The following is a 13895-nucleotide window of genomic DNA, read 5'->3' as shown; positions in this document are numbered from 1 at the left end:
TTGAGCCCCGAGTCTAGCGAGACCTTCAGCACAGAGATAACGACGTTTCGGCCAAACATGAGAGCGTTCGGACTTCGCCCGGAACTCATGAAACAACCTTCACGCTGTGCTTCCACACATTCAAACACACTGTTGCGAACACCCCGTTTTGCAGATGACGTCTAAGCTCTGGGGGTTGTTTTGCCCCTGGTTTCACGGAGGATTGAATATGCTGCTGTTGTGGATACTGGTTCTGGTGGTGGGCATCGCCTACCTGGCACACCGCCGCACTGCTCCCCTGCCCGCCCTGGGTATAGTCGCCATCTACCTGCTGGCGATGGGCATCGTGGGCCACGCGCCAGGCTGGTTGCTGCTAATCACCTGGATCCTGCTGGCGGCCGTCGCGGCGCCCCTGCTGTTGCCGGACCTGCGACGCAAATTCTTCACCGCCCCGCTGTTCAGCTGGTTCCAGAAAACTCTGCCACCGATGTCGCAAACCGAACGCGACGCCATCGATGCCGGCACCGTCTGGTGGGATGGCGAACTGTTCAGCGGCCGCCCGGACTGGAACAAACTCCTGGCCTATCCCAAGGCGCAACTGAGCGAAGAAGAACAGGCATTTCTCGACGGTCCGACCGAAGAATTGTGCGCCATGGTCAGTGACTGGCATATCGGCCAGACCATGGACCTGCCGGCCGAAGCCTGGAGCCACATCAAGGACAATGGCTTTTTTGCCCTGATTATTCCCAAGGAGTACGGCGGCAAAGGCTTCTCTTCCTACGCCAACTCGCAAGTGGCGATGAAGCTGGCGACCCGCAGCGGCGACCTGGCTTCCACCGTGATGGTGCCCAACTCACTCGGTCCTGCCGAACTCTTGCTGCACTACGGCACCGACGCCCAGCGCGACCACTACCTGCCACGCCTGGCGCGCGGCGATGATATCCCGTGCTTCGCACTGACCGGCCCGCTGGCCGGTTCCGACGCCGGCGCCATGCCGGACACCGGGATCATCTGCAAGGGCGAATGGGAGGGCAAGGAAACCCTTGGCCTGCGCCTGAACTGGGAAAAACGCTACATCACCCTCGGCCCGGTCGCGACCCTGCTTGGCCTGGCCTTCAAGGCCTACGACCCGGACCACCTGCTAGGCGACAAGGTCGACCTGGGCATCAGCCTGGCGCTGATCCCCACTGACACCCCCGGGGTGAACATTGGCCGGCGCCACCTGCCTCTCGGGGCCTCGTTCATGAATGGGCCAAACTCCGGCAAGGACGTTTTCGTGCCGCTGGACTGCCTGATCGGCGGCCAGGAGATGCTCGGCAAAGGCTGGATGATGTTGATGAACTGCCTGTCGGTAGGCCGCTCCATCTCGCTGCCTGCCGTGGGTACCGGGGCTGCCAAGTTCACCAGCCTGGTGACTGGCCAATACGCCCAGGTGCGCGAGCAATTCAATGTGCCGCTGTCCGCCTTCGAAGGTATCCAGGAAGCCATGGCACGCATTGGCGGCAACGCCTGGATGATGGATGCCGCACGCATGCTCACCGCCAGCGCCCTGGACCTGGGGGAAAAACCTTCGGTGCTGTCGGCGGTGCTCAAATATCACCTCACCGAACGCGGTCGCGAATGCATCAGCCACGCGATGGACGTGCATGGCGGCAAGGCCATCATCATGGGGCCGAACAACTACCTGGGACGCAGTTGGCAAGGCGCGCCGATTTTCATCACGGTCGAAGGCGCCAACATCCTATCGCGCAACCTGATGATCTTCGGCCAGGGCGCCATCCGCTGCCATCCCTTTGTCCTCAAGGAAATGGCCCTGGCCAGCCGCGAAGACAAGGATCAGGCGCTCAAGGAGTTCGACGGGCTGCTGCTCAAACACATTGGCTTCGCCGTCAGCAACGCCGCCAGCACCCTGGTGCTCAACCTGGGCTTCGGCCATCTCGAGCAAAGCCCCGGCGATAAGCTCAGCCAAGGTTATTTCCGCGCCCTCAATCGGCAGGCGGCCGCCTTCGCCCTGCTCGCTGACTTGAGCATGATGCTGCTGGGCGGCGAACTGAAACGCCGTGAACGCCTTTCCGCCCGCCTCGGCGATGTACTCAGCAACATGTACCTGGCCTCGGCAGCACTGAAGCGCTATCACGATCTCGATTCACCGCAATACCTGACGCCGCTGTTTACCTGGGCCATGGAAGAAAGCCTGGGCCAGGCCGAACGCGCACTGGACGAACTGCTCAGCAATTTCCCGAGCAAAGTGCTGGGCTGTCTGCTGCGGGTCATCGTGTTTCCGTTCGGACGCCGGCACAAGGGCCCCAGCGACAAGCTCGGCGCAGAAGTGGCGGCAGTCATTGGCCGGGCCAAAGGCGATCCGGCGCTCGAAGAGCTGCTGGCGGGCTGCTACCGTCCGCAGTCGCTCGAGGACCCGGTGGGCGCCCTGCAGCATGCCTGCAACCTGCTGAATGAGGCGCAGCCCTTGCAGAAGAAAATCCACGTGGCGCTCAAGAGTGGTCAATTCAAACCCGCTGCAGGCGAACACCTGATCGATGCCGCGCTGGAGGCCGGCGTGCTGCAAGCGGGTGAGGCACAGCGCTTGCGTGAAGCCGAAGCGGCGCGGCGCAAGGTCATCGATGTCGATGACTTCTCCAAGCAACAGTTGGAGTTGGCTGAAGGCAAGATCCGCTAGCGTCAGGGCACATTGAGCGGTCCAGTGATGAAAAACGGGCGTCGGGGCTATATACTCCGGCGCCCGTTTTGCTTTGTTGTAGAGGACTGCCCTTATGCTCGATCAAACCCTCGTCCAGCTTGACCTCCTGCGCAGTATTCTGGTCGCTGTCGGTGAAGCCGAGCAGGTTCCGGAAGAAAGTCACGCGCTGTTCCTGGAGCGTTTCGATGAACTGCGTGAAGCGCTGCCAGTCGACCCGGTCGACAGCCAGTACCTGGGCCAGGACCTGATGTGCCAGGTCATCCAGCGTTACCCGCAAATCGCCCACCTGGTGCCGCGTGATCTGCTGTGGTTCTTTGGTGGCGACTGCCTGCACTACATGCCCGATGACGAACTAGACATGTATCAGACGCTGGAAGAACGTCGCTTCGAAGCCGAACAGAATGACGAACCGTTCGATTGGAACCAGGAAAAACAGCTGATGACCCTGTCGAACCAGGACAGCAAGCACTGATCCTCAATCAGTCCCGACAGAAGGCCCGCCTGCCAGAAAGACGGGCCTTTTTTGTTGGCGCCTGACTGGACTCAGAACAGAGCGCCGTTTTCGGGTGATTCGTACTCGCCGACGCTTGAGCCTGAAGCCGCGCCCCTGCCCGGCTTGCCCAGGGTCGGCTCCTGCTCCAGGCACTCCACCAGATAATCGATCAGCACCCGCAGCTTGGCTGGCAGGTAGCGCGTGGGTGAGTACAGCAGCCAGGCGCCACCGTGATAAGAGGCAAGGAACGTCCAGTCGGGCAGGACCTGCACCATCAACCCCTGCTCCAGGGCATGGCGCGCGGTAAAGTACGGCAAGCTGCCGATGCCGATGTGTTGCAATACCGCCCCCAGCCGTACCCCGGTGTGATTGGCCGCATAGCGACCACGCACACCGACGGTCACGCTTCGGGCCCCTTGCCTGAATTTCCAGCGGGCATCGCTGGGGGTTTCACCCAGATAGATGCAGCTGTGATTGAGCAAGTCATGGGGGTGAGTTGGCGTGCCGTGCTCGGCCAAGTACTGCGGGGTCGCACAGAGTATGTGGTCGATGCTCAGCAGTTGCCGTCCGATCAGCCCCGGCGGTGGCCGGTCGGTGATGCGAATCGCCAGATCAACATGATCGTCGATCAGGTCGACCTGACGATCCTCCAGCAACAGCTCGACATCGACCTTGGGAAACCGCCGCAGAAATTCCGGCATGTGCGGATGGATCACAAATCGCCCGACGGCCTTGGGCACGCTGATGCGCACCAGACCTTCGGGCTCCTGGGTGAACTGGCCACTGATCTCCATGACCGAGCGCGCAGCGCTGACCATCTCCTGGCAGTGCTTGAATACCTCTTCACCACCTTCGCTCAAGCGCAATTTACGCGTGGTGCGCTGCAACAAACGCGTAGCAAGGGCCTTTTCCAGGCGCGAAATGCTCCGGCTGACCGAAGAAGGCGAAGCGCCGAGCTGGCGTGCGGCTTCCGAAAAGCTGCCGGTTTCCACCACTTTGACAAAAATGGCCATTTCTCCCAGCAACGGCAGGGGAAGATTTATGCTCACGACGCAACAGTCCTTTGATGTTTGAACGGATTATCACGCTTTTGCGCCATCCATATAATTAAAAATCGAAATTTCAATCAGAGTATGGAATATGACGCTTCGCCTGTTCTTCCACAGTGATGAGCTGCAAGCCAACGTGGAAGTCATGGAATGCACGCCCTGCGAGAGTGAATTTGCGGTCGTGTTGCGCGCCACGCTGTTCCATCCTCAAGGGGGCGGTCAACCTTGTGATACTGGCTGGATTGGCGAAAGCCAGGTATTGCGGGTGGTTCAGGAGCCCGAGCGCATCGTGCACTTCGTCGATCGAGCGGTCAGCATCGGCATGACCCGTATCGACATCGATGAGCCACGCCGTCAGCTCAACAGCCGATTGCACAGTGCCGGGCATCTAATCGGTCACTTCGCCGAAACCCTGGGCTGGGTTCCAGTCAAGGGTCATCACTGGCCAGGGGAAAGCCGGGTCACGTTCAAGCCTGGCCAGGCACCCACTGATTTCGACAGTGCAACCATCCAGAACGCGCTTGATCGCTGGACCAGCGCCGACCTGCCGCGCCTGACGTCACTGCGCGAAGGAGCGCGGGAAATCAGCTTCGGCGAACTGCCCGCCTACGGTTGCGGCGGCACCCATGTGCGACGCCTGCAGGACCTGGGTGACGTGGTCATCGAGTCGGTCGCGCAGAAAAAAGGCACACTTTCGGTTCGCTACGCGGTGAACTGAGCCCGCCGGGTTTGAGCAACCTTCATCGAAGCTCAAACCCTCGCCGCTCAACTACTTCAAATTGCCACTGAGGAACTGCTGCAGGCGCTCACTTTTGGGATTACCCAACACCTCTTCCGGCGCCCCCTGCTCCTCCACCCGCCCCTGATGCAGGAACAACACCTGGTTGGAGACCTTGCGGGCAAAGCTCATTTCGTGGGTCACCATGATCATGGTCCGGCCTTCTTCTGCCAACCCCTGGATGACCTTGAGCACTTCACCGACCAATTCAGGATCCAGCGCCGACGTCGGCTCATCGAACAGCATGACCTCCGGCTCCATCGCTAACGCTCGGGCAATGGCCACGCGCTGCTGCTGACCGCCGGATAGAAAGGCCGGGTACTGCTCGGCCACGCGGGCCGGCAGGCCGACCTTTTCCAGATAACGGCGAGCACGGTCTTCGGCGTCTTTCTTGCTGACGCCCAGCACCCGGCGCGGGGCCATGGTGATGTTCTCCAGCACAGTCATGTGCCCCCACAGATTGAAATGCTGAAACACCATGGCCAGGCGCGTGCGCAGACGCTGCAATTCGGCGTCATCGGCGACCTGCATGCCATGGTGATTCTTGACCATGCGAATCGGCTTGCCATCCAGGCTCATGGCGCCATCGTTGGGCGTTTCGAGAAAGTTGATGCAACGCAAAAAGGTACTCTTGCCCGAGCCGCTGGCGCCGATCAGGCTGATCACATCACCGGTGTTGGCCTTGAGGGAAACACCCTTGAGCACTTCGTGGCTACCGTAACTCTTGTGCAGGTCTTCAATGGTCAGTTTGTACATGTGCGCAAACATCCAATCAGGGAAATGAATCGCCGCGGCGGGAATCGCGCCAGCGCCGAAATAGCCCACTGGCCGCTGCACGGCCGTGGGGATGACCCGCTATCAGTGAGCCGGACCGAGAAACGCCAGCCAGCGGCGCTCGGCCACCCGGAACAGACCAACCAAGGCAAAGGTGACCACCAGATAAATCAACGCAGCGATTCCGAACGACTGGAAAGTCAGGAAGGTCGCCGAGTTGGCATCACGCGCCACCTTGAGAATGTCCGGGATGGTCGCGGTGAACGCCACGGTGGTCGAGTGCAGCATCAGGATCACTTCGTTGCTGTAGTACGGCAACGAGCGGCGCAGGGCCGAAGGCATGATCACGTAGGCATACAGCTTCCAGCCGGTCAGACCATAGGCCTTGGCCGCCTCGACTTCGCCGTGATTCATGCTGCGAATCGCCCCGGCAAAGATCTCCGTGGTGTAGGCGCAGGTGTTCAGGGCAAAAGCGAGGATGGTGCAGTTCATGGCGTCACGGAAGAACGCATCGAGCACTGGCTGCGCGCGAATGGCGGCCAGGCTGTAGATCCCGGTGTAGCAAATCAGCAGCTGGATATACAGCGGCGTGCCGCGGAACAGGTAGGTGTAGAACTGCACCGGCAGACGCACGTAGAACTTCGATGAGACCCGGGCGATCGACAGCGGAATCGACACCAGGAAGCCAATGAAGATCGAGGCACTGAGCAGCCACAGGGTCATGGCCAGCCCGGTAATGTGGTAGCCGTCGCTGTAGAAGAACGGTTTCCAGTATTCCTGCATCAGCTCAATCATCGAACCGCCTCCCGGGAACCCGCCGCGTAATGTTGTTCAAGCCAGCGCAGTACAACGTTGGACGCACTGGTAATCACCAGGTAGATCAGCGCCGCCAGCACCAGGAAAAAGAACAGTTGGTAAGTGCTCTTTCCGGCATCCTGGGCGGCCTTGACCAAGTCGGCAAGACCAATGATCGACACCAGCGCGGTAGCCTTGAGAATCACCATCCAGTTGTTGCCAATACCCGGCAGGGCAAAGCGCATCATCTGCGGGAAGACCACGAAACGAAAACGCTGGGCCCGGCTCAAACCATAGGCCGTGGCCGCTTCCATCTGCCCGCGCGGGACGGCGAGGATCGCGCCGCGAAAGGTTTCGGTGAAATAAGCGCCGTAAATAAAGCCCAAGGTGATGATGCCTGCACCGAACGGATTGATTTCGATGTATTCCCAGTCCATGGCGACGGTGAAACTGGTCAGCCAGGTTTGCAGACTGTAGAAAATCAGCAGCATCAGCACCAGGTCGGGAACGCCGCGAATCAGCGTAGTGTAGAGCTGGGCGGGAATGCGCAGAATCTTGAGACTGGACAGCTTGGCGCTGGCCCCGATCAGACCGAGCAGCACGCTCAGCAACAGTGAGAGGATTGAGAGCTTGACGGTCATCCAGGTGCCTTCCAGCAACAGAGGGCCGAAGCCCTTCAAGCTGAATGCGGAAAGCCCGAGTGTCTGTAAGAGAGTGTCGAACATAATTCACAGGACCCATAGCTATGAAAAGCGCCCTCCTCAAGGAAGGGCGCGGGAGCGTTATTTGCCACTGTAGAGATTCAGGTCGCCGAAGTGTTTCTTCTGGATCGAAGCGTAAGTGCCGTCATCGTGCAGCGCCTGGATGCCTTTGTTGATCAGCGCCTTGAGTTCGGCATTGCCCTTGGCGATGCCCACTGCGGTTTTCGCCGGCAGCAATTCGCTGTCCACTGGTTTGCTGACCTCGAAATCACCCCCTTGTGGCGATTTCAGGAAACCCAGTTCAGCTTGCAGCATGTCCTGGATCGACGCGTCGAGACGGCCGGACACCAAGTCGGCATATACCTGGTCCTGATTGGCGTAGGCCTGGGTTTCTACTCCCGCCTTATCCAGCACCTGCTTGGCGTACGCCTCCTGAATAGTGCCCTGCTCGTAGCCAACTTTCTTGCCCTTGAGCGCTGCCGGATCAACCCCCAGGTTGGCGCCTTTCCTGTAGACCAGACCGGTCGGCCCGGAGAACAACTCAGTAGAGAAGTCGATCACTTTTTCCCGGGCCGCAGTGACGGTCATCGATGAGATCACACCGTCGAACTTGTTGGCCTTCAGACCCGGAATGGTCCCGTCGAAATCGCTTTCGACCCACTTGCACTTGACCTTCAGCTCGGCGCAGATCGCATTACCCAGATCGATGTCGAAACCCACCAGGCTGCCGTCCGCGGCTTTGGATTCGAACGGCGCGTAGGACGGATCAACGCCAAAACGCAGCTCCTTGTACTCCTTGGCCAAAGCGGCACCGGCGGCCATACACAGGGTCAGTGCAGAAAGGGTCAGCAATGTTCTTTTCATTATTATCAATTCCTAAAACCGCTACGGGCGCTTGTGGCGCATGGGTACTGTGGCGTGCAAGGCTGTTGCGAAGTCATCCGGCGTAGAAACACCTACACACATAGATTTACTTGTACGTACAAGCATATGCAATCCATCAGCCAACTCGCGTTTGTCGCCTGTAGGAATCAGGCACAAGCCCGCAATTACGGGGGTTTAGAAAGGAAAGAGCAGCGCATGCCGTCGTCTGCACTTAGGTTACCGGCTGTTACCTTGAGGGAAATTCGCCTCGTATTGGTGCGTCCGGTAACAACTCGCAACGTCATCGACGCAGGGAAATGGCAAAGCCCGCTCGGTCGGGCCGGGAGGCGAATCGGGTTGGGGGATAAAAATCGCACAAACAAAAACGCCGCTCAGTGAGCGGCGTTTTTGATGAATATGGAGCGGGAAACGAGACTCGAACTCGCGACCCCGACCTTGGCAAGGTCGTGCTCTACCAACTGAGCTATTCCCGCAAAATGGCGTCCCCTAGGGGACTCGAACCCCTGTTACCGCCGTGAAAGGGCGGTGTCCTAGGCCACTAGACGAAGGGGACACACTACCCGGACCACACAGCGTGTGGTCTGGTACCGAACAAAAACGCCACTCCATGAGTGGCGCTCTCGTTAAATTTGGAGCGGGAAACGAGACTCGAACTCGCGACCCCGACCTTGGCAAGGTCGTGCTCTACCAACTGAGCTATTCCCGCAAATGGCGTCCCCTAGGGGACTCGAACCCCTGTTACCGCCGTGAAAGGGCGGTGTCCTAGGCCACTAGACGAAGGGGACACGCTACCCGGAACACATGGTGTGTGTTTCGGTGTCCAGATCCAATCCGAAGACTGGGTTCTGGTTTCACTCAGCACCGCCCGAAGGCACTGCTGTTTAAAATTGGAGCGGGAAACGAGACTCGAACTCGCGACCCCGACCTTGGCAAGGTCGTGCTCTACCAACTGAGCTATTCCCGCATTGGCGTCCCCTAGGGGACTCGAACCCCTGTTACCGCCGTGAAAGGGCGGTGTCCTAGGCCACTAGACGAAGGGGACACAGCTACAACTTCACTCCTCACCGCGTTTCGCTATTCGCTTTCCGCTGTAAGTGGCGCGCATTCTATGGATGGATTGAGGGGTCGTCAACCCCCCGATATAAATTTATTTAAATCAATGACTTCCCTGCCCTTTCAAGGACGAATCAGGGTTTTCGGCCGACCGGTGTTTGACGCCTATATTCTGGCACTCGCCAAGGCGCTATAGTCCCTTGCACGCCGATAATGGCAATGTGCATTCATGGGCGCAGCGTCGTTGCAGCAAGCAAACTGACCCGTTTCTGATCGTCGCGCCGGCCTATGCGCTCTTGGGCATAGCCACTAAACTCGCACGCAAACCCTTAAAAGAGGTCTTCAAGGTGACGCCACTCATGATCACCCTGCTAGTAATAGTTGGGATCGCATTACTGATCGCCATTGGCTACATGAACAATGTGGTGGAAAACAACAAGCTGCAAAAGGCCCGCACCAAGCTCGAACTGAATGACCGTCTGCGCCGCTGTGGCGAAATCACCGAAACCTTTCCCGGACAACTGATGACCCCGGCGCTCAAATTGCTGCTGGCGCGCCTTGAACTGAATGTCTGCCAGCGCATGCTCAACCTTGAGAAGTCCAATGCAGCGCTGAAAAGCCGTATTGAGGAGTTGAAGGCGCTGATCGCTCAGGGCGAGTCGATTCCGGTCAACAATCCACCGGCACCGATTCTCACCGAGGCCAAGGCCAAGGACGTGCGTTTCTTGCTGGAAGCCTTGCATGGTCAGGTCACGCGCGCGGCCCACGACGGTTTTCTACCGACCAACGAAGCCAAAAGCTGGATACGCGAAATTCGCCATATCCTGGTGTTGCTGCACATCGAGTTCTTCAGCAATCTTGGCCAGCACGCCTTGCAGCAGGAACAACCCGGGCAGGCCCGCCTGGCGTTCGAGCGTGGCGTACAGTATCTGCGCAAACAAACGGACCCGCAGGTATACAGCGAGCAGTTGAAGTTTCTTGAAAAGCTCCTTGCCCGCGCCAACTCCACGGTGCTGACCAACAGTGCGCCGGTTGAAGGTGATGTCAACGAGCTGACCGAAGGCCTGAAGGACGTCGAGGCCGAAGCGGACTGGAAAAAGAAAGTAATCTACGACTGATAGCCACACCCTGAAAGATCGCCGGCCGTCTCTGGCCCGCGATCTTTCCTCATGATGGAACCGCACTACAGCCTGAAATGCCCCACCATTCCCTTGAGCTCACCCCCCAATTGCGCCAGTTCAATGCTCGATGCAGCATTGCCTTGCATTGCCAGTGACGATTGATCGGCGCTGGCACGAATGCTGGTCACGCTACGATTGATTTCTTCAGCCACCGAACTCTGCTGCTCGGCTGCCGCCGCAATTTGCTGATTCATCTGCTGAATCAACGAAACCGCTGCAGCAATACTGCCCAGCGCGCTTTCAGTCTGCAGCGCATCGCTGACCGCCAGCTTGACCAGTTCGCCGCTGCCGCGGATCGTTTGCACTGAAGCCTCGGCCGCCGCGCGCAGGGCGCTGACCAACCCTTCGATCTCCTCGGTTGATTGCCGGGTACGTCGGGCCAGGGCCCGAACCTCATCGGCCACCACCGCGAATCCCCTGCCCTGCTCACCCGCGCGCGCAGCTTCGATAGCAGCGTTGAGTGCAAGCAGATTGGTCTGTTCGGCCACACTCTTGATTACGTCGAGGACGCTGCCGATATTCTGGATCTGCGCGCTCAGGCCATCAATGCTGGAGCTGGCCGAGGTCGCCGAGTCCGCCAATTGTTCAATCCGCTGCATACTCTGGCGCACCACCACTTGACCGTTTTCGACTTTATCGTCGGCAGTCTGTGCCGCCTGCGCAGCCTCTTCGGCGTTGCGGGCGACGTCGTGCACAGTGGCTGTCATCTGATTCATGGCAGTGGCGACCTGTTCGGTCTCCTCCTTCTGGCTACTGACTTCCAGATTGGTCTGCTCAGTCACTGCCGACAGTGACTGCGCGGAGCTGGCCAACCGCTCGATTCCCGCCTGCAACCCGCTGACGATCCGGCTCAAACCTGAACCCATCTGCTGCATGGCCTGCATCAGTTGGCCGATTTCATCGCGCCGGGTCACCTCCACCGTTGCACTCAAGTCACCGGCAGCAATTTGCTCGGCAAGCCGGATCACGCTGCGTAAAGGCGCAACAATCAACCGGGTAATGACCCAGGCAGCGACCAAGCCGACCAACAAGGCGAGAATCGACGACGCAATGATCAATAGCGAGTTTTTCTGCAGTTCCGCCTGCATGGCCTGATCCTGTGCCGCGTAGGCCTGATCGACCTGACGCACCACGTCGCCGGCACGTTGATGCAAGCGTTGATAGACCTGCTTTTCCTGAGCCAGGAGCCCGGTGTATTCAGCCAGTTTTTCACTGAACCCGGCGATGTGCCCGGTCACCTCGTTGAGTACCGTTTGATAACCCGCGTCCTTGAGCATACCGGTCAAGGCCTGCGCCTGGGCCAGCGCCTGATCTGCCTGCTCGATCTTGCCCTCATTGCTCTCATCCGAATTGGCCTGGCGGCCTTGATCAAGACGCACCCGTGCCTCGTTCATTGCCTGCAGCATCAATTTCGACACCTGGCTGACCAGGTTGGCCTGCTCGATGAACTCGGCACCCTCCTTGCCCGCTGACTCCTTGAGCGTGTAAGTGCCATCATCCGCCAGCCCGGCCTGCAAGACGTCGAGATTATTGGCCACACTGGACACTGACCAACTGGCCATTTCCAGCGCCAGATCCTTGGCCGCGGTCAATTCCACAAACTCATCGAACGCCTTGCGATAGGCGTCCAACGACTGGTCGACCTCGGACATCACCGAAGCACTGGCTTGGGACTCGGCCTTCAGACTTGTCGCCAACCCCTTGATCTCATCGATGCCCAGGCGCAAGGCATCGGCGGTCTTCCCATCGCCGCGTAACGCAAACTCCTGCTCCAGCAGGCGTACTTTAAGCAAGCCACTGTTGAGCGATGACATCTGTTTGAGCCCGTCGAAACGCTGACTGATGGTTTGCAGTGACCAGATGCCGATGGCAGCCACAAGGGCCGTCAATAGCAACACCAGGACAAAACCAAGTGCCATTTTCTTTGCCATGCCGAGGTTGGCAAATGGCCCTTGCACGCCTGAGATCATTACTCGCCCTCTCCTATCAGTGTCCATCGGAACAGGATGATTGTTGATTGCTGCAGGTTCGCAACGGGCCACCCCGGAGCACAAGCCTCAGGCACGGCGTTAATGGCAAAAAGCTACACAAGCGTCGCTTTCAGGATGCTTGAGGTCGATCTGACAATGAACAGTCCTGGAAAAAGGCAAGCGCTCGCGCATCATCCGCGTACGCCACATTGATACGCAGCCAATCGCTGGTCTGGCCCGTTGCATTGAAGGTGCTGCTACACGATAGCGAAACACCGTGAAGTAACGCGCTCGCACAAATCTGTTGGCGATCACGGTTTTTCGGACGCGCCCAGATGTACAAACCTGCAGTAGGTTGGCCGAACACCTCCCACTCCCGGTCTTCCAGCACCTGCAACGTTGCGCGCATGTCATGGCGCAACCGCAGGCGCTGTCGCTGGATCAATTTACGGTAGGCACCATTGGCCAGCAGTTGTGCGAGTACCGACTCGCAGAATTGCGAGGTTCCCAGGCTGGTAATACGTTTCACAGTTGCCAGGCGCGCGGCAATTTCTTCACCGGCCATTACGAAACCAACCCGCAATGAGCTGCTGAGGGTCTTCGAAAAGCTGCCCACGTAGATCACACAGCCGGAGCGATCCAATGCTGCCAGCCGAACCGCGCTACGTCCCTGAAAATCGGCATACACATCGTCCTCGACAATCATTGCCCCGTACTGCTCGGCCAGCGCCAGCAGTTGTTGCGCCACCTCCAATGACAGGCTGGTGCCCGTAGGGTTGTGACACAGACTGTTGATAAACAGAGCCCGCGGCGAGTGGCACCGCATCAGCGCTTCCAGGGCTTCGATATCCGGGCCGCGCGGCGTGCGCGGCACCTCCAGCAGTCGCACACCGTGCAGGCGCAATTGTTCGAAAAGATTCGGGTAGCCAGGATTTTCGACCACCACGCAATCACCCGGCTTGAGCAGCGCCCGAATGATCAGGTCGAGGCCATGGGTGGCCCCTGTAGTGGAGATCACTTGCGTTTCATCGGCGGCAATATTGAACGAGCGCAAACGCCTGAGAATCTGCTGACGCAGAGCGGGTAACCCATAGTCGGAGCTATAACTGAACAAGCCCTGCATGTCGGTGCGGGACACCTGGCAGATGGCGTAGCCCAAGTCATCGCTTTCACGCCAATGCTCCGGCATGCCTCCGTGCCCCAAGGGCAAACTGTTCCGTGGGCTGGCGGAAAATTCGGGAGCGCTTGAGGGCATCGCCACGAAAAAACTTGTGCCGTGACGTGACACGAGTACTCCTTGCGCCACCATGCGCTCATAGGCCTCTACCACACAGGACTGGCTGAGCAGGTTGTCACGGGCAAGTTGACGAATAGAGGGTAGACGGGTTCCAGGCTCGATGCCGCTGAGGCGAATCCAGCCGCTCAAGGCATCGACGATTTGCTGCACGACGGGGACAAGGGCCTGACGATCGATTCTCAATTCCATGAGAGTCCAACTCCAACTGTTTGAGGGTGTTTCCGCAATCAGTTAAGCACAGC

At 58.9% G+C, this 13895-nt stretch carries 11 protein-coding genes, 6 tRNA genes and 1 pseudogene; 4 read left to right on the top strand and 14 right to left on the bottom strand.

Going from position 1 to position 13895, the window contains the following annotated elements; all coding sequences use genetic code 11:
- Positions 1-208 precede the first annotated feature (208 nt).
- Together KW062_RS09130 and KW062_RS09125 are read left to right on the top strand one after the other, a co-directional pair.
- Positions 209-2656 (top strand): acyl-CoA dehydrogenase, encoded by a 2448-nt coding sequence (locus tag KW062_RS09130; RefSeq protein ID WP_105755871.1) that lies wholly within the window; start codon positions 209-211, stop codon positions 2654-2656.
- 94 nt (positions 2657-2750) lie between these two features.
- Entirely contained in the window at positions 2751-3149 is a 399-nt protein-coding gene (locus KW062_RS09125) for a PA2817 family protein (protein WP_027618668.1), read from the top strand.
- Positions 3150-3220: 71 nt separating this feature from the next.
- Here KW062_RS09125 and KW062_RS09120 read toward each other — a convergent pair whose 3' ends face one another.
- Entirely contained in the window at positions 3221-4219 is a 999-nt protein-coding gene (locus tag KW062_RS09120) for a LysR family transcriptional regulator (RefSeq protein ID WP_105755872.1), read from the bottom strand.
- Between the two features lie 91 nt (positions 4220-4310).
- Between KW062_RS09120 and KW062_RS09115 the strand changes: the two genes are divergently transcribed.
- Positions 4311-4937 carry a hypothetical protein gene (locus KW062_RS09115; RefSeq protein ID WP_105755873.1) on the top strand — a complete coding sequence of 209 codons (627 nt, stop codon included), beginning with the start codon at positions 4311-4313 and terminating at the stop codon, positions 4935-4937.
- Positions 4938-4988: 51 nt separating this feature from the next.
- Here the strand turns inward: KW062_RS09115 and KW062_RS09110 are convergent, their stop codons facing one another.
- The 10 genes from KW062_RS09110 to KW062_RS09065 form a co-directional block, all read right to left on the bottom strand.
- Positions 4989-5753: an ABC transporter ATP-binding protein gene (locus tag KW062_RS09110; RefSeq protein ID WP_027618665.1), complete on the bottom strand. Its 765-nt coding sequence runs from the start codon at positions 5751-5753 to the stop codon at positions 4989-4991.
- Positions 5754-5855: 102 nt separating this feature from the next.
- The gene (locus KW062_RS09105; protein ID WP_218424831.1) at positions 5856-6566 is read right to left on the bottom strand and encodes an ABC transporter permease; all 711 of its coding nucleotides are present in this window, start codon (positions 6564-6566) and stop codon (positions 5856-5858) included.
- Positions 6563-7291 (bottom strand): ABC transporter permease, encoded by a 729-nt coding sequence (locus KW062_RS09100; protein WP_027621118.1) that lies wholly within the window; start codon positions 7289-7291, stop codon positions 6563-6565. The genes KW062_RS09105 and KW062_RS09100 overlap by 4 nt, the downstream gene beginning before the upstream one ends.
- A gap of 57 nt (positions 7292-7348) precedes the next feature.
- On the bottom strand, positions 7349-8131 hold the full coding sequence (locus KW062_RS09095) for a transporter substrate-binding domain-containing protein (protein WP_027621117.1): 783 nt from the start codon (positions 8129-8131) through the stop codon (positions 7349-7351).
- Between the two features lie 418 nt (positions 8132-8549).
- A tRNA-Gly gene (locus tag KW062_RS09090) sits at positions 8550-8625 on the bottom strand.
- Between the two features lie 4 nt (positions 8626-8629).
- Positions 8630-8705 (bottom strand) — tRNA-Glu (locus tag KW062_RS09085).
- Positions 8706-8782: 77 nt separating this feature from the next.
- Positions 8783-8858, bottom strand: a tRNA-Gly gene (locus tag KW062_RS09080).
- A gap of 3 nt (positions 8859-8861) precedes the next feature.
- Positions 8862-8937: transfer RNA gene (locus KW062_RS09075), tRNA-Glu, on the bottom strand.
- Between the two features lie 103 nt (positions 8938-9040).
- Positions 9041-9116: transfer RNA gene (locus KW062_RS09070), tRNA-Gly, on the bottom strand.
- Between the two features lie 2 nt (positions 9117-9118).
- Positions 9119-9194 (bottom strand) — tRNA-Glu (locus KW062_RS09065).
- A gap of 370 nt (positions 9195-9564) precedes the next feature.
- Between KW062_RS09065 and KW062_RS09060 the strand changes: the two genes are divergently transcribed.
- Positions 9565-10323, top strand: coding sequence for a hypothetical protein (locus tag KW062_RS09060; RefSeq protein WP_081786433.1), 759 nt, complete (start codon positions 9565-9567; stop codon positions 10321-10323).
- Positions 10324-10388: 65 nt separating this feature from the next.
- Here KW062_RS09060 and KW062_RS29235 read toward each other — a convergent pair whose 3' ends face one another.
- The 3 genes and pseudogenes from KW062_RS29235 to KW062_RS09050 all read right to left on the bottom strand — a co-directional run bounded on the left by KW062_RS29235 (position 10389) and on the right by KW062_RS09050 (position 13842).
- Complete coding sequence (locus tag KW062_RS29235) at positions 10389-11252, bottom strand: methyl-accepting chemotaxis protein (RefSeq protein ID WP_371321447.1); 864 nt, start codon at positions 11250-11252, stop codon at positions 10389-10391.
- Positions 11250-12305: pseudogene (locus KW062_RS29230) on the bottom strand (HAMP domain-containing protein); the annotation flags it as partial. The gene KW062_RS29235 and the pseudogene KW062_RS29230, both read right to left, overlap by 3 nt.
- A gap of 181 nt (positions 12306-12486) precedes the next feature.
- A complete protein-coding gene (locus KW062_RS09050; RefSeq protein ID WP_105754384.1) occupies positions 12487-13842 on the bottom strand; it encodes an aminotransferase-like domain-containing protein in 1356 nt (451 codons plus the stop codon).
- Positions 13843-13895: the final 53 nt, after the last annotated feature.

The sequence above is a fragment of the Pseudomonas fluorescens genome, from assembly GCF_019212185.1.
In the GTDB taxonomy this organism is placed as follows: domain Bacteria; phylum Pseudomonadota; class Gammaproteobacteria; order Pseudomonadales; family Pseudomonadaceae; genus Aquipseudomonas.
The sequence above is the reverse complement of the archived record's forward strand: the minus strand, read 5'-3'. Positions and strand labels throughout refer to the sequence as shown.

Excerpts from the sequence above, each read along its gene's own strand:
- KW062_RS09130 (WP_105755871.1), top strand. The coding sequence starts at position 209 with ATGCTGCTGTTGTGGATACTGGTTCTGGTGGTGGGCATCGCCTACCTG.
- KW062_RS09125 (WP_027618668.1), top strand. The coding sequence starts at position 2,751 with ATGCTCGATCAAACCCTCGTCCAGCTTGACCTCCTGCGCAGTATTCTG.
- KW062_RS09115 (WP_105755873.1), top strand. The coding sequence starts at position 4,311 with ATGACGCTTCGCCTGTTCTTCCACAGTGATGAGCTGCAAGCCAACGTG.
- KW062_RS09110 (WP_027618665.1), bottom strand. The coding sequence starts at position 5,753 with ATGTACAAACTGACCATTGAAGACCTGCACAAGAGTTACGGTAGCCAC.
- KW062_RS09105 (WP_218424831.1), bottom strand. The coding sequence starts at position 6,566 with ATGATTGAGCTGATGCAGGAATACTGGAAACCGTTCTTCTACAGCGAC.
- KW062_RS09100 (WP_027621118.1), bottom strand. The coding sequence starts at position 7,291 with ATGTTCGACACTCTCTTACAGACACTCGGGCTTTCCGCATTCAGCTTG.
- KW062_RS09095 (WP_027621117.1), bottom strand. The coding sequence starts at position 8,131 with ATGAAAAGAACATTGCTGACCCTTTCTGCACTGACCCTGTGTATGGCC.
- KW062_RS09060 (WP_081786433.1), top strand. The coding sequence starts at position 9,565 with ATGATCACCCTGCTAGTAATAGTTGGGATCGCATTACTGATCGCCATT.
- KW062_RS29235 (WP_371321447.1), bottom strand. The coding sequence starts at position 11,252 with ATGGGTTCAGGTTTGAGCCGGATCGTCAGCGGGTTGCAGGCGGGAATC.
- KW062_RS09050 (WP_105754384.1), bottom strand. The coding sequence starts at position 13,842 with ATGGAATTGAGAATCGATCGTCAGGCCCTTGTCCCCGTCGTGCAGCAA.